The sequence below is a fragment of the Leisingera sp. ANG49 genome (genome assembly GCF_059694505.1).
In genome coordinates this window covers 1-299 of the sequence record NZ_JCATZN010000077.1, presented here as the reverse complement: position 1 = coordinate 299, position 299 = coordinate 1, and the positions used below count along the sequence as shown (strand labels likewise).

The following is a 299-nucleotide window of genomic DNA, read 5'->3' as shown; positions in this document are numbered from 1 at the left end:
TGTCTGGCATCAGCACCTGTGGGCCTGATTGAGGGATTTTCATAACGGAAGGTTTCTGGCTCATCTGAACCGTCAAGGAGTGAAGATGAGACGGAAAGCTGGAACCGACAAACCGACGGCTGATCGGGTCTTCAAAGACATCCGCCGCAAGACGCGCAAGCACCATTTGGCTGAGGAAAAGATCCGCATTGTGCTGGAGGGCTTGCGTGGCGAGGAAAGCATCGCCGCGCTCTGCCGTCGCGAAGGGATTGCCACGAGCCTGTACTATTCCTGGTCGAAGGAGTTCCTGGAGGCCGGAA

General features: G+C 56.5%; 1 protein-coding gene. It reads left to right on the top strand.

Translation table 11 applies throughout. The annotated features are described in order from the left end of the window. Positions 1-85: 85 nt before the first annotated feature. Positions 86-299 (top strand): transposase (locus tag AC58NV_RS23810; RefSeq protein WP_497229335.1); only part of this gene is annotated, 214 nt, incomplete at its 3' end.